Here is a 22,874-nt window from a genome sequence, read left to right on the forward strand (position 1 = left end):
CGGAGTCGATGCAGGTCGACGGTGCGTGGCGCCAGCTCGAAGGCAGGTTCTCCTACAACGAACGTTGTCAGGAGTCGCGCGAAACGCGATTCAGGCCGCGCACCCTCGCGGTGCTGACCGGCAGACATTCTGACCCGCTAAATGACCCGCTACGCTACTATAATAAATAGAAGGCACCGTGCCCGCTTGATCAAGCGGATACGGTGCCTTCTTTTCGGTGCTGGACCGAAGCGGGATCGATGCCCGTTGTGCAATCGCTCTTAACCCCGAATAAAGCGCGAACTGCTCGCGCGTGATAGCGGTGTTAGGCTTCAACGTTTGACTCTACAAGTTCTCCCGATCATTTACAGGGGTGATGGGCTGTGGCGTCTGTTCCTGCTGCGCCTTAGCCGTCATCGCTGCCGGCAGACGCCAGGCGGTCACGACCGCGAACAGCACGAACAAAATATCGAACATCGAGAACATCTCAGGCAGCAATTCCATAAACATCGACACGACGTAGGAATCGAACATGCCGGACATACCGTTATTGACGATATAGCCGAAGGCAAAAAACTTGCCCAGCATAATGCCGATCAAGCTGGCGACAACAGCGATGATCTGATGCAGCTGCGTCGCCCGGCGATCTGCCAGAAATCCGACGGCATAGCCGGTCAACCCGCCGATCGCCCAGGCTACAAGCCCCCACTCCCGCTCGCTCATCACCGTCACGGTCGCCCACAACGCCCCGCCTACCAGCGCTGCCACAAGCGCGCCAAGGATCGGCATCGCAACTTTGTTCTCTTCCTCCATGACCCTACTCCTCCTCTATAGCTGTCCATATCGCGGGATACGATTGTCCCCATAGCCATTACCCCAAATATTACCTTGCGTAACACTAACGGTCAACGTAAATATAACCGCTTGACATTGACGTTGCGTAAAGGTGTAGACTACAGTTGCAGCCGACAACAAAGCTGCTGTGCACAGCAAGCAAGGAGGCGTAGCCCATGGAATACACCGTGCAAAAGCTGGGGCGACTGGCCGGCATCAGCACCCGCACGCTGCGTTATTACGATGAGATCGATTTGCTCAAGCCGCTCCGCGTCAACACATCGGGATACCGGATCTATGGACAAGCCGAGGTCGATTTACTGCAGCAAATTTTGTTTTACCGCGAGCTTGGTCTGCCCCTGGAGGAGATCAAGTCGATCGTCACCTCCCCATCCTTTGACGGGCGGCAGGCGCTGCAGACGCATCACAAACAACTGCTGGCCAAACGCAAGCAACTGGATCTGCTCATCCATACCGTAGAGCATACGATAGCCCAACAGGAAGGAAGAATGACTATGACCGATCAGCAAAAATTCGAAGGCTTCAAACAAGAAATGATCGCCGAAAACGAGCGTAAATACGGCGAGGAAATCCGTGCCAAATACGGCGAAAAAAGGGTCGATCGCGCCAATCTGGCGCTCCTGAACATGACGCCGGAGCAGCACGAGGCTCATGAACGACTGAACGCCGAATTAAACGAGACGCTCGCGCAAGCAGTCGCTGCGGGCGACCCTGCCTCCGAGCTGGCGCAGCGCGCCGCCGACCTGCATCGGCAATGGCTTAGCGGCTACTGGGGCCAATACACCAAGGAAGCGCATGCCGGCGTAGCACGGATGTATGTCGAGGACGAGCGCTTCACCGCCTATTATGACAAGGACCAGCCAGGGACCGCTCAGTTCCTTCGGGATGCCATTCTCATCTACACCGGCGTCACCGACAACGCTTAAGACCCATTGATCCACTCGCCCTGATGCCGCATTTGGCCTCAGGGTTTTTCCTCTTTTTTCCTAATTCAGAATAATTTCAACCTCAAATCAGAAGTCTGTCGCCTCTTCAATTGCGCTGCGCTCTTATATAGTGGGAGATGTAACCATTCATCGAATCGAAAGGGGTCTTACCACTATGTCTATCCGCAAGTCCAAACCATGGATGCTGCTCGCCTTGAGCGTGCTGCTCGTCCTCCTCGCTGCTTGCAGCAGCGGCAACAACAAGCCCGCAACTACAGATCCGGTAGAAACCGGCGGCACCGAGCCGACAAAACAAAATGATCCGCCAGCCACATCCAAAGAAGAAACGATCGAGCTTAGCTTCTGGACGCTCGGCAACGTCAACTACGAGGAGCTCGCCAAGGAATACATGGCCGAGCACTCGAACATCAAAATCACGATCCAAAACACCGGCGACCAGACGGCGCATCATAACAATCTGACGACCGCCCTCTCCGCCAACTCCGGCGCGCCGGACATCTTCCAGCTCGAGATCGGCTTCATGGAGCGGTTCATCAACGCCCAGGACAAATTCCACAATCTGAACGATCTCGGCGCAGCCGATCTGAAGGACACGTACCTGGACTGGAAATGGCAGCAAGCCTCTTCCACCGACGGCGCCTTCCAAATCGGCCTGCCGACCGATATTGCGCCAACCGTCGCTTACTACCGCGTCGATCTCGCCGAGGAAGCCGGCCTGCCGACCGATCCGGACGCGTTCACGGCAGCCATCGATTCGTGGGACAAATTCGCTACCGTAGCCAAACAGTTCAAGGACAAAACCGGCAAGACATTCGTCGATTCGCGCGATCTGATCTACAACGCGTTGCGCGACCAAGCCGACGGACAAATCTACTATGACAAAAACGACGGCTCGTTTATCGGAGCTACAAATCCACAAGTCAAAAAAGCGTATGACTTCACCGTCAAAGGCATCCAGGAAGGCTGGGTAGCGAGCAACGCCCTCTGGATTCCGGAGTGGTCGCAATCGATTAACGATGGCGGATTTGCCGTCATGCCTGGACCGGCCTGGATGCTCGGCAACATCAAGAGCAATGGCCCGGATACCGGGGGCAAATGGCGGATCGCCCAGCTTCCTGAAGGCGCCGGCAACTGGGGCGGATCGTTCCTGTCGCTGCCGAAGGAAGGCAAGCATCCGGAGGAAGCATTCGCCTTCATCAGCTGGATGCTGAACAAGGAAAATCAGATGAAATCGTTCGTGGAAAAAGGTCTGATGCCTTCGATCCCTGCCCTGTTCGAAGAGTCCGAGTTCACAAGCTTCACCGATGAGTTCCTCGGCGGTCAGGCATCGGCCTCCCAGTTCGCTACAGCAGCAGGTCGCGTAAAACCGGTCTACTACGGACCGCTGCACGATCAGACTGACGCGATCATCAAGGAAGCGCTCCAGAACGTCCAGGAGCAAAATGCCGATCCCGAGAAAGAGTGGAACACGGCCATCGAGAAAATCGAACGCATCGTCGCTCGCAGCTAGAGTCATCGTCGTCTGCGAACGTATTGAACTTCAATTATAGCAGCACAAGTGCGAGTTCGCGGGATATTTATCCTGCGGACTCGCCGCATTGAAATCGTACTGAAATCGTATGGAGGTGTCTCATGCCCCAGTCCCAACCCGCTGCCCCCGCTCGCGGCGCAGCCGTCCGCAAGCAAGGCTGGCTCACGGAACGCAGACGCAGCAGCTTGACCGCCTATCTGTTCATCTCGCCATTTTTTCTACTGTTCGCCATCTTTGGCTTGTACCCGATTTTGTTTACGGTCTATCTGTCCTTCTACAAGTGGGACGCGCTAAGCCCGATGAGCTTTGTTGGCTTCCAGAATTATCGCTTTGTCACGGAGGACCCGCTGTTCTGGACTTCCTTTACGAATACGTTGCTAATCAGCGCGATGGGGACGATCCCACAGCTCATCCTGGCGCTCTTGCTCGCAGTCTTCCTCAACTCGTCGATTACGAAGTTCAAGAAGACGCTGCGCGTCCTCTACTTCATGCCCAATATTACGTCGATCGTCGCGGTTACGCTTGTGTTCAGCGCGCTCTTCAGCAATGGCGGCATGGCCAACTGGCTGCTGGGACAACTCGGCATCGATCCGATGGCCTGGAATTCGGACTGGTGGGGCGTCAAGCTCGCCATCGCAACGATGGTCATGTGGCGATGGACCGGCTACAACACGATTATCTATCTGTCCGGCCTGCAAAGTATCCCGACCGATCTGTACGAAGCCGCCCGCATCGATGGCGCGAGCCGCTTCCAGCAGCTCCTGAGCATTACATTGCCGCTGCTCAAGCCGTTTATTGTATTTACAGTGCTCATGTCTACGATCGGCTCGCTGCAATTGTTTACGGAGCCCTTCGTCTTCCTCGGTCAGGGCGGCACCAGCTCGACTCGCCAAGAAGGTCTGACGATGGTCGTCTACTTGTATACCGAAGCGTTTGGCAACAGCTTCTTCGGCACTGCTTCCGCTACCGCCGTATTGCTGCTGCTGTTCACTATTATCTTCTCGATGTTTAATATTTGGGCGTCGCGGCGCATGAGCGGCGATACGGATGGAGGTGCGCTATGAGGAGCATTGGCGATCAGCCAAGCCTGCCGAGCAAGATCGGCTATTATATTTTCCTTGGGCTTGGTGCCTTTATCTCGATTTTTCCTTTTTACTGGATGTTCGTCATCGCCTCCAACCCGCGCGGCGCAGCTTCCAAGATCCCGCCGACGATTACGATCAGCGACCAGTTCCTGCCGAATTTCACCCGGGCGACAGGGATGATGGATTTTTGGACGGCGCTCGGCAATTCGCTGTTCGTCTCCTCAGCCGTTACGATATCGGTGCTGTTTTTCTGCTCGCTCGCCGGGTACGCTTTTGCCAAGTACGACTTCCCGTTCAAGCACTTCCTGTTCTTCTTCGTGCTCTGCACCTTGTTCGTGCCGCAGCAGCTCAGCATCCTGCCGACCTATGTCATCATGACGAAGCTGGAGTGGATCAACTCGTTCAAGGCGCTGATCGTACCGGCGATGGTCAATGCCTTCGGCATCTTCTGGATGCGTCAGTATATCGCCACCTCGGTGCATGCCGAGCTGCTGGAGGCGGGGCGGATCGACGGGGCTGGCCATCTGCGAATCTTCACGACCGTTGTCGTGCCGATCATTACGCCGGCGCTGGCGACGCTGGGCATCTTTACGTTCATGAACATCTGGAACGACTTCTTCTGGCCGCTCGTCGTCCTCAAGGAACGCAGCAACTATACGATCCAGATCGCCCTGCAGCAGCTGTTCACCACCCGGGACGGCCTGGACTACGGCATGATCATGTCCGCTACCTTCATGGCGACGCTGCCGCTGCTGCTCGTCTTCCTCGGCTTCAGCCGCTGGTTCATCGCAGGTCTGACCTCAGGGGCGGTCAAGAGCTAGCTTCGGATTCTAGCACCCATTTCAGGAATCTATTGACAAGCAGCGCGGTTGGAGGAATAGTAGAGGCAGACGCCCACGAATGTGTCGGAGGATTCGATCCACTACCCGCAGGCCCTCTTTTCACTAGGTTATAAGGGAGTTGACCCTACTGAAGCTGCGCCACAATATTATGCTCGCCAACATCCTGCTTGTCTTTATTCCGGTTATCGTCATGGGCGCGATCTCGTACTTCCGATTCTCGGACGTCATCGAGACCAAGTCCAGCCACTTCTACTCGATCTCGCTCCTGGAGACCGACCGCAAGCTCAAGTTCGCGCTCAGCGAAGTGACGACGATCTCTAGCTCCGCCATCACGCAGCCGGTCATCCAGCAGACGCTCAAGGACCCCGCCTCCCCGCCGGATTACGACCGCAGGCAGGAGATCAACAATCTGCTCATCCATCATCCGATGATCCAGTCGTACGCGCTCTATGCGAAGGATCAGCCGGTCTATGGCTATAATCTGCCGGACGTGACGTTCCCCTTGCAGGAGGAGCCTTGGTATGACGAGATGAACCTCGAGGCCGGGCGGCCCGTCTGGTCCGGTCCAGGGGAGAACGGCTCGATCAGCGGCGGCACGCCTGTACTCGTCCACGCGCGCGTGATCAAGGACTACTACTCGCTCGAGAATATCGGCGCGCTCGTCTTGACGATCAAGCCCGAGCTGCTCGATCAGGTATTCTGGGAGACGGCGACGCTTGAGCAAGGCGACGTGCTGCTCGTCAATCGGGCAGGTCAGATCGTCTACGACAAGTCCGGGGAGCATATCGGCGAGCGCGTCGACTTCCCCTTCCTTCAGGACGCGGAGCATGACGGCAAGAGCTACTATATCGACGAATACCAAGGCGTACGCTCGCTCATCACCTATCTGCCGTCGCATCACCCGCAGTGGTATCTGATCGCGATTACGCCTACCACTGCCCTGCAAGCCGAGTCGGTGCCGATCCGCAATACGGCGCTGCTGCTCGGCGCGTTCTCGTTGCTGACGGCCTTTATGTTCGACCGCTTCTTCGTGCGGCGGCTCGTCCGCAGCATCAGCGATACCGTCAGCGGCATGTCCCGGGTCGAGCAGCGCAGCTTCAAGCCGATCCAGAGCCGAGGCGCGCCGAGCGACGAGTCGGACATGCTCGTGCATGGCTTCAACCGGATGAGCGGCCAGATCCGCGACCTGCTCGCTCAGGTCGAGGCCGAGCAGCAGCTCAAGAAGGAAGCCGAGCTGCAGGCGCTCGTCGCCCAGATCAACCCGCACTTTATCTACAATTCGCTGGAGTCGATCAACTCGATGGCCGTCCTCCAGGGCAACAAGGATATTAGCCGGATGGTCATCTCGCTCGGACGTCTGCTGCGGATCAGCATCAGCGAGAACAAGGAGCTGATCCCGATCCGCACCGAATTCGAGCATGTCAAGCATTATCTGAACATCCAGAAATTCCGTTTTGAGGACCAATTCGACTATACGCTGGAGCTGCCGGAGCATCTCGAGCACTATCTGACCCAGAAGCTGATCGTCCAGCCGATCGTCGAAAATGCGCTCTACCATGCGATCGAACCGATGAAGCAGAAGGGCATCATCCATATCCGGGCCTACGAAGGACCGGAGGAGATCTGGATCGAAGTATCGGACAATGGTCCCGGCTTCGACACCGACGTCCTGCTGCGGCTGGGACAGCGGGAGCCCGCAAGGACAGATGCCAAGCATCAGGACAGCGGCGTCGGACTGCGCAATGTTCATGAACGTCTCCGTATTCGCTTTGGCGCGCCGTATGGCATGATGGTCTGCTCCTCCCCTGGCGCAGGATCGATCATCCGCATCCGCGTCCCGAAGATCAGCCCGTGAGGAGGAAGACAATGACGGTCCAAACCCGCAACAAGATTCTGCTGTTCGCGCTCTACAGTCTGGCGCTCGTCGCCGTCATCCTCTATAGCTTCACCGGCGGTCGGGAGCAACCGGTCGTCGCCGATCCCGAGAAGGTGACGCTGACGTTCCGCCACTTCTGGACCAAGGAGCATGATCGACCGATCCTGGCGATCTTCGAGGATGCCGTGCGGACGTTCGAGCAGCAGCATGCCAACGTCAAGGTGAATTTTGAAGGGATCGATCAGACGATCCATCGCGAGCAAAAGCTCAAAAGCGAGATGGTCACCGGCACGCCGCCGGATCTGTTCATCCTGTTCGGTGGCGCCGAGTTCGAGCCTTATGCCCGCTCGGAGCGACTGATGGATCTGACTGCGTTTGTCGACGATCAAGGCCTCGTCTTCCGCGACCTCAGCCTGTGGACGCTCGACGACCGCATCTATGGCTTGCCTATCGAAGGGCATGCGGAGCCCTTTTATTATAATCGCGCCATATTCCGCGAGCTTGGCCTGACACCGCCCGCCACGCTGGAGGAACTGGATAGCGTCATCGACAAGCTGCTGGAGAGCGGCATCATCCCCTTCGCGCTGGGCAACGAAGAGCAATGGCCGGGCGCGATCTATACGCATTACCTGATGGATCGACTAGCGGGCCCTGACCTGATCGACGAGCTGACGCAAGGAAAGGACGGCGTGCAATTTACGAACCCCGCCTACCTCGACGCGCTGACGCGTCTGCAGGACTGGGCTCGCCGCGGCGCGTTTAACGCCCAGCCTGACGGCGTCTCGACGGAGGAGGCGATCGCCCTCTTCACCAGCGGTCAAGCAGCGATGTATCTGAACGGCAACTGGGACATTACGCTGCTGACTGCACCGGGTGCGAAGCTGAACGCCTCGGAGATCGGCGTCATGCCGTTCCCGGCGCTGCGGACCGGCGGGCCGCGCAGCATCACGGGCGGCTATTCGATCGGCATCGGCCTCTCCTCCGAGCTTACGGGCATCCGGCAGGAGCTGGCGCTCGAGCTGATGCGCAGGCTGTATACGGAGGAGGTGCAGCAGCGTATCGTCTATGAGGGGCTGCGGCTGCCATCGATGCCGATCGCCTTCGATCCGGCGCGGACCGGTCCGGTATTTGCCCAGTTGCATCGCTTGATGGAAGACAACCCGCCGATGTTCATCGCCTACGACAACGTCCTGTCGCCGGAGGTGAGACGGACCTTCCTGACGATCAATGACCAACTTCTCAGTCTAGCCATCGAGCCGGAGGAGGCGCTGCAGTTGCTCGACGCTGCCTCCCGGGCCTACTGGCAGCTACGAAACAGTACAGGGGGAGATACGAGATGAACCAGACGCCATACACTGTCCTGCTCGTCGATGACGAGCCGATCATCCTGCGTTCGCTGGAGGCCGCCGTGCCGTGGGAGGAGCTGGGCGTCCGGATCGTCGGCAAGGCGCGCAACGGCGAGGAGGCGCTACAGCTCTATCACGAGCGTAAGCCCGATATGATCATCAGCGACATCCGCATGCCCTCCATTGACGGGATCGCCCTCATGTCCGAAGTGCGCAGCTGCGACGCCCGCCTCATCTTCATCGTCATCAGCGGGTACGGGGACTTTGAATATGCTCGGCGGGCGATCCGCGAGGGCGCCTCGGACTACCTGCTGAAGCCGATCGATCATGACGAGCTCACCGCGATCATCCGCAAGTCGGTCGCCAAGCTGGACGCCGAGCGCCGGGCCCGCGAGGAGAGCGACCAGCTCATGCACTCGGTCCAGGCATTGTCGCTGCTCGCCCGCGAGCGGCTGCTGGCCGAGCTCACCGAGGGCAGCTCGCGTCCGCTGCAGCATCTGAAGTGGCTTGAGATGAGCCTGCTGGAGCAGCCCTATCAGATGGCGATCGTCCAGCTCGACCGATTCTCGTCGGTCAACAAGCAATGGACCCCGGACGAGAAGCGACTGTGGCTGTTCGCCGTGCGCAACATCTTGGAGGAATGGTCCGGGCAAAACGAAGCGCTCGCGATGTTCCCCTTCCATAGCGGCGAGTGGATCCTGCTCTTCCCTGCCGATGCCGACGCCCGCAAGGGCCGTCTCGGCGAGGAGATCGTCCGTCACCTCGATACGTACGCCAAGCTCTCCTGCTCGGTTGGCTTCAGTCGACCGGTGCGGGGGCTCGATCAGCTCAATGCCGCTTACCGCAGCGCGCAGCGCGCGCTGTATCAGCGGTTCTTCGCCGGCCAGCAGGCGGTGTTCGCCGATCTTCCTGGCGACGAGGAGACGAGCGGCGACGCCGATCATCTCGCCTATCCGCGATGGATCGAGGACGAGCTGATGCAGGCGATCCGCGCGCTCGATCTGTTCCGCTTGCTTGGTCTGCTCGACCAGCTGCATGACGAGCTGGAGAGCAGCGGTATGACACGCGAGGCGCTGCTGCGCTTCATGACGGAAATCGCCGTCATTTCCCATCGCGAGTTCGCCCAGCTCCAGCTCGGCAGCGAGCTGCCGCTCGACGAGACGCTGCAGCAGATGGAGGAGGCCGATACGCTGGAGGCGGCGATCCTGGCGCTCAAGGACGCCTATCGCGACTGGACGGAGCAGCAGCTCAAGTCCCGCGAGCAAGAGGACGGCACCGCGCTGATCGGCAAGGCGCAGCGTTATATCGACAACCACTATCGCAACGACCTCGGCATCGACGAGGTGTCGGATTTTGTCGGTCTGAGCACGAGCCATTTTTGCGCGCTCTTCAAGCAAGTGTCGGGTCTCACCTTCCTCGAATACCTGACCCGCTGCCGCATCGACAAGGCCCGCTACATCCTCGCCAACACCGAGGTCAAGGTGTACCAGCTCGCCCCGCTCGTTGGCTACCAGGACCCGCGCTACTTCACCCAGGTGTTCAAAAAGGTGACGGGCATGACGCCCTCGGAGTATCGGTCGCAGGGGGTTGAAGATCAATCGTCGTAAGAAGTTATAGGTGACAAATAGGACTGCTTCTGGGCCGCCTTGGCTCCCGGGGCAGTTCTTTTATTTGTGGGGGAGTGAGAGAAAGTGCGAGGGTTGCGTCGTATAATCCTATAGTAAGCCTGCGGACGCCATGCCGCTGCGGGAAATGAGGGGATAATAAAATGAAGGAACAGGAAGCGGCGCTGGTCGAGCGCCTGCTCAGAAGGCAGGAGTCGGCGCTGCAGCTCGTCATCGAGCGCTATGGCGCGTTGATCCGCAGCATCATCCGCTATCATCTGCAGGATCGCCACGCCGCCGACGAATGTATGGGCGACGTGCTCATGGCGGTCTGGACGCATATCGACAGCTACGACGCCAGCAAAAACACACTCGTCAACTGGATCGCCGCCGTCGCCAAATACAAAGCGATCGACTATCAGCGCAGCTACGCCAGACGGAATGCCCGTCTCCTGTACGATGCTTCCGAGCTGGAGCATACTGCCGCAGATGACGCCATGAGCGAACAGGAGTGGGACGGGCTGCTGGATCATCTCAGCCCGGAGGACAAGGAGCTGTTCATCCAGCACTATGTCCGGGACCGCAGCGTCCAGGAGCTGGCGGCAGCCAGAGGAGTCAAGCACTCCTGGATCTACAACCGCCTCTCTCGAGGCAGGAAGCGACTGCGGGCGCTGCTAGGTCATCTGCGAGATTAGATTCAGCGAGTTGAAATGAAGGGTGTGTACGAGGATGAATAAAGAGCTGTATAAGCTGTTGAACGGAGCGGATATCGATCTCCGATTGTACGAAGAGGAGCCGCTGGGCGCGGGAGAACGCCGCCAGCTGCAGCGACGTCTGCGCCTCCGACGTCAGCCGCGAGGCAGACGGCTCAGACATGCTGCTCTTATCGGCGTAATCGCCGTCGGGCTCGGGATGAGTACAGGCCTCCTGCCATTGGAGCGGGCAGTGACGGCTGCCATGCCGTTGCTCGCCAAGCTGCCTGGCGTCGGCCAGCTCATGGAGACGTACCTCCATGTGCCCGAGCCGGTGCTCAGCGAGTTCAAGACGACGGTCGGCGAGACCGTCACCGACGAGGGGGTCTCGATCCGGCTCGACGAGGTGTTGCTCGATAACGGCAGACTTGTCGTGACGACAACAGCCGCCTCGGAGTCGCATGCGCTGGCGCCTGTGCCGCTCTGGCCCGACGCGATCTATATCGATGGCGAGCAGATCTATACGCCGGGCGGTGGCGGTGATGTCTATAAGACGCCGGAGGGGGCGATGTCCTCGATCGCTACGCTCGACCTCGGGACCTACGAGCCGAGTGGCGAGCTGGAGCTGACCGTCGTCTACCGTCGGCTGAGCGCAGCAGACGGAACCACGATTCACGGGCAGTGGGCGTTCACCATAGCCAGCTCGGCGGAGCAGCTTGCCGCTGCAACGACCACTGTACCAATCGGCCACCGGATCGAGCTGGGCGACGGGCTGTTCGAGATCGACAGTCTCACCTGGACCCCTCTATCCGTGCAACTCAATTACCGGCATCTCGGCGGCTCCACCTACGATATCCGGTTCGAGGCGACGGATCAGGACGGTCAGCCGCTCCAGGTGCTTGGCGGAACATCGATGGCGAAGCATAGCCACTACCGTTACGCGCTGCCGGATGCCTCCGCCACCCGCCTCATCTTCACGCCGCAGCTCTTCTCCGGCGAAGAAGGCGCGGCCAAGACGGATGTCCGCATCCCGCTCCCTGAGCAGCTCTTCGAGGTGGAGCTGCCTCAGGCAGTCGGCGGAGCGGAGCGTTAACAGTCGCTGCGTTTGCTATGGCGAAGCGGGGCGTTAACAGTCGCTGCGTTTGCTATGGCGAAGCGTTAATATCCCCTGCGCTCGTGAGACTCTGTGCCCTATTGAATCGCGCACAATAATTCACGAGCCCGGTCGCTCAACTCGTAGTAGCGGTGCCTTTTCGTAGCCCTACCCACCGGTGAGATGAGTTGCTTTTCCATCAGTTTGTACAAGTATTTGCGGCATGTAACGTGACTTCGATGCAGACATCTGGACACATCGGATAGTGTGAAGGATCGCTGTAAAACGTTGGCATGCCGCAAAATCTCCCTTTCCTGTACACCCAGTGCCTGGTATGCTGCAGTTGGACTTGAACCGAGCCGTCCGAGCAGTTCATATACGCATCTGCGGCAGCCCTCGGAACGTTGGTCCAACTCGTCATAACTAAAAGGTAGATAGATATACCCTTGCATAGCCATACTGCGCACACGTGCTCTTTCAAACGTAAAGCGCTCCCTTGTAATCAGCTCCGCATGCACCACAAAACCATCGCATTCAAAAACAATGCCAAGCGGCTCGTAAAAAACGTCCAAATAAAGCTTTACGCCGTTTACTCCTAGTCGTTCATACTCCAAATGAAAACCTGAAAATGACTTGAAAATTGGCCAAACTACTTCTTTTAACAATCGCTTCTCGCCCGCTCCGACCTTGTTTAATCGCTCGAGACGAGCACCAGTTGCTCTGCTTTTCTGTTCTTTCAGAAAACTCTCGTAAGCCTCTTCAAATGACTCCACTTGTCCGCCTCCTCTCACCCGCTAGACGCAAAAAAGCCGCACCATCTCCACTGGAAATGTGCGGCGTGTGCTTCACGCGCGTTAAAATTATGTACTTTTCAAGAAAATAGTACCAGACTAATCTACTCATTTCAATCTTTTTATCACGTTAAAATACCGTACTGTTACACAACTTCAACGAAACTTGTTTGTGCTACGACGCCGATTTGTGCCCCCGACGGCGCTCTAACGAAACTTTCTTTCCCTACGGCGCCAATCTATCCCGCCAACGACGCTCCAACGAAACTTTCTTTCCCTACGGTGCCAATTCACCCCGCCAACGACGCTCCAACGAAACTTTCTTTCCCTACGGCGCCAATCCATCCCGCCAACGACGCTCCAACGAAACTTTCTTTCCCTACGGCGACGTTTTGCGCCTCCGACAGTGCTTCAACAAAACTTTCTTGCCCTACGGCGCCAATTTCGTCGCCCTCGACGCCAAGCCGCTCATCCGCCCCATACGAAGCGCTCCAGCCGCTCCAGCGCCTGCTCGTCGAGCGGGCCGGCGTTGTCGTAGCGCAGGATCGCAGACGGCGGCAGCGGCCAGCGGATCTGGCGCTCGGCGAGCGTTGTCTTGAACGTCTCCCAATGCTCCAGCTTCCAGTCATCGAGCGTCAAGCCGCGCTGCCGGATGCGGGCTTCATAGCTCGCCGTATCCGGCAGCGTCACGACGATCACCCGCACCGCTTCGCGCGGCGCGCCGATGCGGGCGAGCTCGGCGTCAAGCCAGTCCGCCTCCGACGTCTCCCGAGTGAATGGCCCGATCACGACGGCATCTAGCCCAAGCGCCACATTCTCCAGCGCCGCGTCCATCGTGATGCGATAGCCGAGGTCGCGGCAGCGCGCCTTGTAGAGCGGCGAGTCGCGATCCATCGGATCGAGCCCAGCCATCGTCATGATCGCTTCCGCAGCCGGACGCAGCAGGGTATCCATATCGAGGAAGGCGGCCGGACGACGGCTGACCAGCGCCCGCGCAACGGACGTCTTGCCCGCGCCCGCAGCGCCGACGACGAAGATAAGTTTGCCCATGTTAATCTCCTCCCGGGAAGCAGCCTGCCTGCTTCCGATGGTTTCCCCTCCAGCGTAGAATAATCGCAGCCAGCTTGTCAAAAAAGAAATGACAGCCCAAAAACGTATGACCGATCCGGCCATACGCTTGAACACGGGGGTATCCTCTCGGTCAGGACCAATTGCCAGTGTGTGGGGCCGGCAGCATGACGACGTTCAGACGACCAACTGTCCGGCAAGAAGACTCCCTCCAGCCTCCCTACAATACGCTCCCCCCGCCGGGCCCCGGCTCCGCAGCGGGCCGGGCCGATCCGGCTCGCAGCAAAGCGACCCCCATCACTGCTGCGCCGATCCCCGCACAGATCAGATACATCGCAGCATAGCCGGTCATGTCCGCCACCGGGCCCATGACGATGCTGCCAAGCGATACGCCGAGGTCAGCGGTCGCGATGAACAAGCCGATCAGCACGTTGCGCTCCGCCTTGGGCAGCACGAAGCTCAGATGCGTCGTCAGCGTCGGGTAGACGAGCGCCTGGGCGATCCCCATTAACACGGCAGCTGCATAGAACAGCCACACCCCGCCCTGGTCTGCGAGACCAATCGCCAGCGCCGAGGCGGTCATCATCGCCAGCGTCCCGCCGACGAAGCGCGGCCGCCACCGGCCATCGGACGGGATACGCCCCTTCAGCGTGAAGCGGGCCGCGACGACGACCGCAGCCTGGAGCCCGAGATAGAGCGCGGCGCTGCCGCCCTGCACCTGAGTCGCATACAGCGGCACGAACGTCGTCACCGCGCCGAACACGATCGAGGCGCCAAGCATGATAAGGCTGCAGCGTCTCAGCTCCGGATGGGTCGCCAGTCGCGTCATCGAACGCCACATCGCGGCGGCTGGACGACCTGTTCTACCGCTTCCCGCCTCCCCCGATTGCTCCAGACTCTGCCCCTCCGGCTGGCGCTCGATGCGGGCCGTATACCCGACGGCCCCAGTCAGCACGGCGATCGCGATCATCGAGACGGCGAACAGGTCGAGCTCGCTCTGCCACATGCCGATCGCCAGCAGCGGTCCGAAGATGCCGGGCAGATAGGAGCATAGCGAGTACATCGAGATGCCCTGCGAGCGGTCCTCCTCCGGCAAGGCGTCGATGATGCCGAGCTGCAGCGCCATGGAGAAAAAGGCCGTACAGACGCCCTGCAGCACGCGCGCCAGCACATAGCCCCCCAGGCCCGTCCACGCATAGAGCAGCAATGCTACGCCATTGACGACCAAAATAATACGCAGCACCCGGATCGGTCCATGACGCTGGATGACTTGTCCGGCCCACGGCCGGAAGAGCATCGTCGTCAGCAGATACGCGCCCATGACGACGCCGATCGTCGTATTGGATGCGCCCATCGCCTCGCCCTTCAGAGGGATCATCACATTCAAAATTGCGTTGGCGCTAAAGTACAGCAGCGTCAACGCGTACAGCCGCAGAAACGGCCACGATAATGCGCCTTTCACGGCCAGCTCTCCTTTCATTGGAGACGGGAGCCTCTACTCGGACTCCCTCCTCTCGACCACCTGCCTCTTTAATCCACCACCTTGCGCAGCAGCTCCCGCGCATATGGAGAGCGGACATGCGGCAGCTTCGCTGTCTCAACCAACTCGACGATCCGGCCTTGTCGGATGATCATCACTCGGTCGCACAGATAAGCTGCGGCCTGGATATCATGCGTGATGAAGATGTAGCCAAGATCCAGCGTCGACCTCAGCTCCTGCAGCAGACGCAGCACCTGCATCTGCACCGAACCGTCCAGCGAGCTGATCGCCTCGTCGAGCAGGAGACATTGCGGCTGGGCCGCGACAGCTCTGGCGATGCAGACGCGCTGCGCCTCCCCGCCCGATAGCTCATGCGGATACTTGGCAAGGTAGGAGCTAGCCAGCCCTACCTGATGGAGCAACTCAGCCAGACGGCGCGGCGAGGCATCCAGCTTCAGCAGACGCAATGGCTCCATGAGCGCCTCCTGCACCGTGTAGAACGGATGGATCGACGAGCGATAATCCTGGAACACCGCGCTGATCGCGCCGCGTCGGACCGCTCGGCGGGTGACGGGCATACCGCCATAGCGTACCGTCCCCGCATTCGGCTTTTCGATCCCGAGCAGCAGCCGGCCGAGCGTCGATTTGCCGCTGCCGCTCTCGCCGATGATGCCCAGAGATTCGCCCCGGCGCCATTCGAAGCTGATGTCATGCAGCACCTGTTGTCCGCCGCGGGTCAGCCAGCCTTGCTTATGATAGCTATGGCTGACGCCTTCAACCTTGAGCATCGGTCCGCCCTCCCATCAGTTGCGTGTAGTGTCGGCTCAGTTCCTCCTTGGACGAGACGAGATACCGGGTGTACGGGTGGCGAGCTGCGCTGAATATATGCTTCGTGTCCCCGCGCTCGACGATCTCGCCATCCTTCATGACGAGGATCTCGTCAGCGAGCCGCCGGACGACGCCCAGATCATGCGACACGAAGATCATCGCTCCGCCTGCCCGCTCGCGCAGCTGGACGAACTGCTCTACGACCTCGTAAGCCGTCACGGCGTCGAGCGCCGTCGTCGGCTCATCCGCGATGATCACGTCCGGCTCGAGCACGATCGCCAGCGCGATCATGAGACGCTGCAGCATGCCGCCGGACAGCTCATGCGGATAACGCCTCAAGACAGCAAGCGGCTCGCGCAAGCCGACGCTCAGCAATGCCACTGCGAGACTCTCCTGCATCTGGCTGCGCGGCCAGTCATAGTGCACCTGCAGCACCGATTGCAGGAACGCTCCGACCGATTGGGAAGGGTCGAAGGCGCTCATACCGTTCTGCATGATCATACAGAGCCGCTTGCCCCGATAGCGACGCATGTCCTGGAGCGGCAGTTCGCCGAGATCGACGTCGCCGAGCAGGATTCGCCCCGATTGCCGGAGCGATCTGCCATTCAACCGCATGATCGCCTTGCAAGTGAGCGACTTGCCGCTGCCGCTCTCGCCGACGATCGCCACACATTGACCTTGCTTCACTGCAAAGGAACTGCCGGACACGAGCGCCTGGCCGCCAGCGGCCTGCCATATCCGCAGCTGTTCGACCTCCAGTACATTCATCAGCTTATGCCGCCTCCTTCCTTACTCGTCCTCTCAGCCATTTGCCTAAGCCCGATTCGGCGCTTCGCATCGCGCGCATCAGCTTCGGATCGAGCGCCTTTTGCAAGGAGTCCGACAAAAAATTAACCGCCGAGACAAGCAGGATCACCGCTACGCCCGGCACGAGCATCAGCTCCGGGCGGGTGAACATGACCGATCTGGCTTCATTCATCATCATCCCCCACTCCGCATGCGGCGCCTGGATGCCAAGGCCGAGGAAGGAGAGCCCCGAGATCTGCAGGATCATCGAGCCATAGGTGCTGCTGGCGATCACCGCCAGATCGGGAGTCGCGACCGGCGCGATATAGCGGGTCATGATGCGGAGACCGCTGGCGCCCGTCAGCTTGGCGAACTTGACATAGTCGGCGTCGGCAACCTGCATCACTGCCGTCCGCGTCACTCGGGCGAACCATGCCCACTTCATGAGCACAAAGGCGGCCAGGATGTTGGTCATCCCCGCGCCAAGGATACCGACGATCGCCAGCGTCATCACATAGCCGGGGAAGGATAGCATCACATCGCATAGCCGCATCAGCCAGACATCGAGCCGACCGCGATAGTAGCCGGAGAGGAAGCCGACGCATGCGCCGAGTCCGGCCGAGGCGAGCAACGCCACGAGCACCCATAGCACGCTGGGCCGGATGCCGTAGATGAGTCGCGAGAGCACGCAGCGGCCGAGGTGATCGTTGCCGAGCCAGTATGACCAGGAAGCGCCGGCGAATCGCAGCTCCATATTGACCAGATTGGGCGGATGCGGCGCGATCAGCGGCGCGGCCAGGCCGATCAGCATCGTCGCTGCGACGACGATCAGGGAGAGTGCGGCCAGTCTGTCTTGCAACAAACGGTGGAGCAAGCGCATCTATAACTCCTTCCTCAGCCTTGGGTTCAAGGCCGCATTGATCAGATCGGACAACGTATTGAACAGCACAAACGACACCGCCAGCACGAGCACATACGCCTGGATAATCGGAAAGTCGCGGCCGAGGATCGAGTTGACGGTAAGCGTGCCGAGACCTGGCCATGCGAAAATATTCTCCACGACGACCGTGCTGCCCAGGATGATCGGAATCGCCAATCCGAATACCGACACGGACACCTGCAGCGAGTTGCGCAGCACGCGCATCGTCACCTGTCGCTCGGACAGCCCGCACGCCCGGCCATAGAGCGCATAATCCGCATGCAGGTTGCTCAGCATCGAGCTGCGGACGGTGCGGAAGTAGATGCCGGCATAGCCGATGACCAGCACCGATACAGGCAGTACGTAGCTGCTCGCCGAGGACATGCCGCTCGTCGGGAACAGATCCAGCTTCACCGCGAAATACCAGACCATGAGCGCGGCCAGCCAGTACGAGGGCATCGACGTCAACAGAAACGACAGTCCTCGTACAGCGAGATCGACCGGCTTGCCCTCTCGAAGCGCGCACAGCACGCCCAATCCGATCGAGAGCAGGATAATGATGAAGGAGGAGATCAAGGTCAGCTTCACCGTATTGACCAGCGCTGGTCCGAGGAGCGACCAGACCGGCTTGCCCGTAATGTAAGACTCGCCGAAGTCGAGCTGCAGACTGCTCAGCAGCCAATCCCCATAACGGGCAAGAAATGGACGATCCAACCCGAGCTCGGCGCGGGTCTGGGCGATCAGCTCCTCCGTGATGGCCGGTATCTCCTGCGCATGCAGCACGACCTCGGCCGGGTCCATCGGCGAGAGCTGATTGAGGCCGAAGGTCAGGAACGAGATGACGACCAAGAGCGGCAACGCCACGCCGACCCTTTTGATCATATATGAGAGCATGGCGGCTCCTCTCCTTTACTTGAAGCTCATCCGCTCAAATGGCAGCTCGAACTGGGTCTGCTTGAAGGCGATGCCTGCCAGATTGGCGGGCGCCACGACGGTCACCGCTCCGTTCGTCAGCGGGATGAACAGCGCCTCGTCATGCACGATCGTCAAAATGTCCTTGTACAGCTGCTTGCGCGTCGCCTCGTCGGTGGAGATCATCACTTCTTCGATCATCCGGTACAGCTCCTCCGCTTGCGGGATGCCGCTCGTCGTATACCGGTAGGAAGAGGCGGCGGCAAATGCGGTCACCGTGCTCTGCGGGTCGTAAGCAAGCCCCCAAGTCTGGTTGAACAGCAGCTCATAGTCGCCCGTAGAGCGGCGATTGGCGATCGATGGCGATTCCTCGCCAACCAGCTCCAGCTTCATGCCGGCTGCGAGCGCCTCGCTTTGCAGCATCTCAGCTTGCGTCTTCTGCGAGGAGGAGTTGACGTCATAGTAGACCTTGATCGCGAGCGGCTTGCCGTCCTTGGCGCGGATGCCATCCGAGCCGCCGCTCGTCCATCCTGCTTCCTCCAGCAGCGCTTGAGCTGCCGCCGGGTCATAGGCGCGCGGCGTCAGCTCGATGTCTGCGTACGGCACATTACGCGAGAACAACGTCTCTGCGGGCGTCTCTGTGCCGCTGAAGATCGTCTTGCTGATCGTCTCGCGGTCGATCAACTGCCAAATCGCCTGTCGCACCGCCTTGTCGCTAACCGGGCTGGCGGTGTTGCTGCTGTTCGCTACCAGCAGCTTCGTATTCATCGGCTCGCTGCGGACGATCTGATAGTCGCCGGAATCGACGAGCCGCTGCATCGCGTCGATATCGATGCTGTCGGTGCCCCGGTCATCTGTGAAGACGAAGTTCACCTCGCCCTTCTGCAGCGCCAGATAGGTCGTCTCTCCTGCCGGCAGTACCTTCGCGGTGATCTGCTTCACCTGCGGCGCCCCGCCCCAGTAAGCGTCATTGGCCTCGAAACGCGCGAACTGATCGGTCACCTGCTCGACCAGCTTGTAGGGACCAGTGCCGTGATAGCCATTGACGCCATCCTTTGTGCCGCCGTCCTTGAAGTCCTTGGGCGAGAGGAAGACGTAAGGCCGCGTCATGGACAGCTCCAGCAGCGTCGGATAGTAGGTTTCCTTCAGCTTGAGCTCGACCGTGTATTCATCGAGCGCCGTCACCTGCTCCAGCTGCGTCGACAGCTTGATCCACGCGTGCTTCTCGGCATTGGCCTGCACCGCTTCGAGGTTCAGCTTGACCGCCTCGGCGTTAAACGGCTCCCCATCGTGGAACGTCACCCCTTGCCTCAGGTGGAACGTGTAGGTTTTGCCATCCTCGGAGATGTCCCAGGATTCGGCCAGCAGCGGCTTGAGTCCGTCTGCCGTGTTTTCCACGAGCGACTCGTAGACCATGCCTTGCGCCGGCATCGAGCCGGGGTACAGATGCGGATTCATATCGTTCGTATCCTTGGCTACCGCATAGATCAGCTCCGACGGCTTGCCAGACTCCTCTCCGTTGTTGCTCTCGCCAGCAACGCCGCTCTTGCCTTCGGCGCCGCTCGCTGCGGCGTTGTTGCCGGCTCCCCCGTTATTGCTGCCTTCTCCTGTGCCGCTGCAGCCTGCTATCCACACGATAGCGAGCACGAGCGTCAGCAGTTGGACCGCTTTTTTTCTGTTCATTGATGATTGCACTCCTCTTCCAAGAATAGAAATCGAAACCAAGACCACTTAATAGTAATAATAACTATTATCATTTGTCAATGATTTTTTCGTGGTTTGCCTCCCTATCCTAACCGCCAGAAAAAACAGTTGACGAACTTACAATATATTACTATGATGGAACCGTGTTTATTCGTAATAATTACGTATAAACACAACATTCCCTCTATGGAGGTGCCTCTTCCGATGGAAGCTGTTACGTTCGTCAAATGCTCTCCCGCGAGCAATATGACCATCCTCGTCCTGAGCGAGCTGCCGCAAGAGCAGCATGCCCCCGTCGCTGCACAGATGATGGCGTACGCTCACCTCCACGCGGAGCAAGTCGGCTTCGTCTCTGCATCGACGCAACCCGGGGTCAGCGCCAGACTGTCGATGGCGGGCGGCGAGTTTTGCGGCAATGCGGCACTCTCGCTCGCTGCTTGCCTCGCCTCCGAGCGACAGCTGCCTCCGGGCGACCCATGGGAGCTGGCGATAGAGGTAACCGGTGCAGCAGCCCCCATCGCCTGCCGGGTCGAGAGAACGGAGGTCGACTATGTATGCGAAGCTGTCATGCCGCTCCCCCGGGCCATCGAGCAAGTCTCCCTTCCGTTCGAGGGGCGCAGTCTTGAGGTCGGCATCGTCCGTTACTGCGGCTCGTTCCACCTCGTCGTCGATCTCGAGCGTTGCCCGCTCGATCTGCCGGCAGCCGAGCGTCTGGCCAGACTGCTGGGCGTCGCCTCAGGCGAAGCGCTGGTCGGCGTCATGCTCTACCAGCTAGCGACGCGCGAGATGACGCCGCTCATCTATCTCCCCGCGCTGGATAGCCTGATCTGGGAGCAAGGCTGCGGCTCCGGCTCCGCCTCGCTCGGCAGCTATCTGGCCTGGCGTGAGGAGGCCCCCGTCCAGCTCGACCTCGAGCAGCCCGGCGGGACGATCGGCGTCACTGTCGCTTGTACCGGCCAGCGCCTCGTCTCGGTTCACATCAAGAGTCGCGTCAGTATCGTAGCCACAGGGACTGCTTATGTTCGCCCAAGCGTCCACTACCCACTACTGTCAGGAGGAATATTGTGACGACTATGAATATCCACTCCCCTTTGCTTTCTTATCTGGAGCGTTTCCGACAGGCTTCCGCCTCTGCGAGCCATGATCCTGCGCGGGAAGACATGCTGCAGCGTCTGCTCGATGGCTTCGCCGACTTCGTAACCCGGGCAGAGCATCGCCATGCCTGGCAAGCGCTGGAGCCGGGTCAGCTCGCGCAGCTGCAGCCGTCGATCCTGGAGCTGCGCGAGGTGTCCGCCCGTTGCGTAGCCGAGCTGGAAAAGATCCGCGCGCGCAAGCTGCTGCAAGGCGGCGACGCCAAACGCGACTATTTCGCCAACATCGAGGCTTCGATCGAGGAAGAGTTCGGACGCTTCGCCCGCTCCCCCATCTCCGAGGTCGTGCTCGTCGGCTCAGGCGCCTTTCCGATGACGCCGCTGCTGATCGCCCGGCGCACGGGAGCCCGCGTCGTCGGCATCGATATCGACGGCGAGTCGGTCGAGCTGGGGCGGCAGATCATCGCCCGCCTCGGACCCGAGCTGCCGATCCGTCTGGAGCACACGACGCTGGACCGGCTGGAGAGTATTGGCGAGGCATCGCATATTATTTTCAGCTCCACGGTAGCTGTGAAGTACGAGCTGCTGGACGGGCTGCATAGCGTTGCGCACCCGGATGCGGTCGTCATCATGCGCTTCGGCGACGGCTTGAAGTCTGCGTTCAACTACCCGATGGAACAGACTGACGCGTCCAAGTGGCAGCTCGTCGAGACGACGGCAAGGCCGGAGCATGTATTCGATGTCGCGCTCTATCGGAGGGCCGTAGTGTCGGCGATAGCCGGAGATAGGGCGAGCCGATGAGCGTACTGACGCGCGTACTCATCGCCGGCACTGGACCGGCAGCCGTCCAGCTCGCTGTCTTGCTCAAGCGTTGGCATGGCAGCTCCGTCGCGATCGTCGGACGACAATCCGTCCGGTCCGCGCCGTTTTTCGAAGCGCTCGAGCATAACGGCAACCTGCTGTCCGCCGAGGCAGGCAAGCCGACGCTGACAGCGCTGGCGGGCGAATGTCGTCTCGACGGGTGCTTCGCTGGATACGCGACAGCCCGGGGCAGCTGGGATACGCTGCTGCTGGCAGTGACTGCCGATGCCTATCTGCCTGTGCTGGCAGAGCTGCAGCCCGAGCTCCTCGCCTCCCTGCGCTGTGTGGCGCTGCTCTCGCCGACCTTCGGTTCCCATGCGCTGGTGCGTCAGTATCTGCGGGAGCAAGGGAGCAACGCCGAGACGATCAGCTTGTCCACCTATCTGGGCGACACGCGCAGGGCGAGCGACGATGAGCCGACGCGTGTGCTCACAGCCGCCGTCAAGCGCAGAGTCTATATCGGCTCGGCGGGTGAGGGCGAGCGGCGTGGGACAGAAGCGGGCGCATCGGGTATGAGTGAGGGCGGTCCGGGAGCGAGTGAGAGCGAGTCGGGGACGAGTGAGGGCGAGTCGGGGACGAGTGAC

At 59.9% G+C, this 22,874-nt stretch carries 21 protein-coding genes; 12 read left to right on the plus strand and 9 right to left on the minus strand.

The window, feature by feature from the left end:
- Positions 1-324: 324 nt before the first annotated feature.
- Complete coding sequence (locus PA598K_RS20720; RefSeq protein ID WP_128658794.1) at positions 325-792, minus strand: hypothetical protein; 468 nt, start codon at positions 790-792, stop codon at positions 325-327.
- A 197-nt stretch (positions 793-989) separates the two neighbouring features.
- Between PA598K_RS20720 and PA598K_RS20725 the strand changes: the two genes are divergently transcribed.
- The 9 genes from PA598K_RS20725 to PA598K_RS20765 all read left to right on the plus strand — a co-directional run bounded on the left by PA598K_RS20725 (position 990) and on the right by PA598K_RS20765 (position 11,850).
- Positions 990-1,760, plus strand: a complete 771-nt coding sequence (locus PA598K_RS20725; protein ID WP_128658795.1) for a MerR family transcriptional regulator — start codon at positions 990-992, stop codon at positions 1,758-1,760.
- A gap of 175 nt (positions 1,761-1,935) precedes the next feature.
- A complete protein-coding gene (locus PA598K_RS20730) occupies positions 1,936-3,291 on the plus strand; it encodes an extracellular solute-binding protein (RefSeq protein ID WP_185602134.1) in 1,356 nt (451 codons plus the stop codon).
- 122 nt (positions 3,292-3,413) lie between these two features.
- On the plus strand, positions 3,414-4,376 hold the full coding sequence (locus tag PA598K_RS20735; RefSeq protein WP_128658796.1) for a carbohydrate ABC transporter permease: 963 nt from the start codon (positions 3,414-3,416) through the stop codon (positions 4,374-4,376).
- Positions 4,373-5,218 (plus strand): carbohydrate ABC transporter permease, encoded by an 846-nt coding sequence (locus PA598K_RS20740; RefSeq protein ID WP_128658797.1) that lies wholly within the window; start codon positions 4,373-4,375, stop codon positions 5,216-5,218. The genes PA598K_RS20735 and PA598K_RS20740 overlap by 4 nt, the downstream gene beginning before the upstream one ends.
- Positions 5,219-5,366: 148 nt before the next feature.
- Positions 5,367-7,094, plus strand: coding sequence for a cache domain-containing sensor histidine kinase (locus tag PA598K_RS20745; protein ID WP_128658818.1), 1,728 nt, complete (start codon positions 5,367-5,369; stop codon positions 7,092-7,094).
- 11 nt (positions 7,095-7,105) lie between these two features.
- Complete coding sequence (locus tag PA598K_RS20750) at positions 7,106-8,455, plus strand: ABC transporter substrate-binding protein (protein ID WP_128658798.1); 1,350 nt, start codon at positions 7,106-7,108, stop codon at positions 8,453-8,455.
- Entirely contained in the window at positions 8,452-10,068 is a 1,617-nt protein-coding gene (locus tag PA598K_RS20755) for a response regulator (RefSeq protein WP_128658799.1), read from the plus strand. Before PA598K_RS20750 ends, PA598K_RS20755 begins: the two co-directional genes overlap by 4 nt.
- Before the next feature lie 161 nt (positions 10,069-10,229).
- The gene (locus PA598K_RS20760; RefSeq protein WP_128658800.1) at positions 10,230-10,760 is read left to right on the plus strand and encodes a sigma-70 family RNA polymerase sigma factor; all 531 of its coding nucleotides are present in this window, start codon (positions 10,230-10,232) and stop codon (positions 10,758-10,760) included.
- Between the two features lie 34 nt (positions 10,761-10,794).
- The gene (locus tag PA598K_RS20765; RefSeq protein ID WP_128658801.1) at positions 10,795-11,850 is read left to right on the plus strand and encodes a DUF4179 domain-containing protein; all 1,056 of its coding nucleotides are present in this window, start codon (positions 10,795-10,797) and stop codon (positions 11,848-11,850) included.
- A gap of 98 nt (positions 11,851-11,948) precedes the next feature.
- On the opposite strand, the gene PA598K_RS20770 is transcribed toward PA598K_RS20765, so the two are convergent.
- The 8 genes from PA598K_RS20770 to cntA all read right to left on the minus strand — a co-directional run bounded on the left by PA598K_RS20770 (position 11,949) and on the right by cntA (position 20,317).
- The gene (locus PA598K_RS20770) at positions 11,949-12,623 is read right to left on the minus strand and encodes a hypothetical protein (RefSeq protein ID WP_128658802.1); all 675 of its coding nucleotides are present in this window, start codon (positions 12,621-12,623) and stop codon (positions 11,949-11,951) included.
- 486 nt (positions 12,624-13,109) lie between these two features.
- Complete coding sequence (locus tag PA598K_RS20775) at positions 13,110-13,691, minus strand: AAA family ATPase (RefSeq protein WP_128658803.1); 582 nt, start codon at positions 13,689-13,691, stop codon at positions 13,110-13,112.
- Positions 13,692-13,929: 238 nt separating this feature from the next.
- Entirely contained in the window at positions 13,930-15,171 is a 1,242-nt protein-coding gene (cntE, locus tag PA598K_RS20780; protein ID WP_128658804.1) for a staphylopine family metallophore export MFS transporter CntE, read from the minus strand.
- 68 nt (positions 15,172-15,239) lie between these two features.
- Complete coding sequence (locus tag PA598K_RS20785) at positions 15,240-15,977, minus strand: ABC transporter ATP-binding protein (protein WP_128658805.1); 738 nt, start codon at positions 15,975-15,977, stop codon at positions 15,240-15,242.
- Positions 15,964-16,785, minus strand: coding sequence for a staphylopine uptake ABC transporter ATP-binding protein CntD (gene cntD / locus PA598K_RS20790; RefSeq protein ID WP_128658806.1), 822 nt, complete (start codon positions 16,783-16,785; stop codon positions 15,964-15,966). Before cntD ends, PA598K_RS20785 begins: the two co-directional genes overlap by 14 nt.
- A gap of 4 nt (positions 16,786-16,789) precedes the next feature.
- Positions 16,790-17,683, minus strand: a complete 894-nt coding sequence (gene cntC, locus PA598K_RS20795; protein ID WP_128658807.1) for a staphylopine uptake ABC transporter permease subunit CntC — start codon at positions 17,681-17,683, stop codon at positions 16,790-16,792.
- Complete coding sequence (opp1B, locus tag PA598K_RS20800; protein ID WP_128658808.1) at positions 17,684-18,616, minus strand: nickel/cobalt ABC transporter permease; 933 nt, start codon at positions 18,614-18,616, stop codon at positions 17,684-17,686.
- 15 nt (positions 18,617-18,631) lie between these two features.
- Complete coding sequence (gene cntA / locus PA598K_RS20805) at positions 18,632-20,317, minus strand: staphylopine-dependent metal ABC transporter substrate-binding lipoprotein (protein WP_128658809.1); 1,686 nt, start codon at positions 20,315-20,317, stop codon at positions 18,632-18,634.
- Positions 20,318-20,542: 225 nt separating this feature from the next.
- Between cntA and PA598K_RS20810 the strand changes: the two genes are divergently transcribed.
- The 3 genes from PA598K_RS20810 to PA598K_RS20820 all read left to right on the plus strand — a co-directional run.
- Positions 20,543-21,406, plus strand: a complete 864-nt coding sequence (locus PA598K_RS20810; protein WP_128658810.1) for a diaminopimelate epimerase — start codon at positions 20,543-20,545, stop codon at positions 21,404-21,406.
- Between the two features lie 5 nt (positions 21,407-21,411).
- Entirely contained in the window at positions 21,412-22,230 is an 819-nt protein-coding gene (locus PA598K_RS20815) for a class I SAM-dependent methyltransferase (protein ID WP_376739054.1), read from the plus strand.
- On the plus strand, positions 22,227-22,874 hold a 648-nt coding region (locus PA598K_RS20820), incomplete at its 3' end, for an opine metallophore biosynthesis dehydrogenase (RefSeq protein WP_128658819.1). The genes PA598K_RS20815 and PA598K_RS20820, both read left to right, overlap by 4 nt.

It is taken from the genome of Paenibacillus sp. 598K (genome assembly GCF_003851045.1).
Classification (GTDB): Bacteria; Bacillota; Bacilli; order Paenibacillales; family Paenibacillaceae; genus Paenibacillus_D.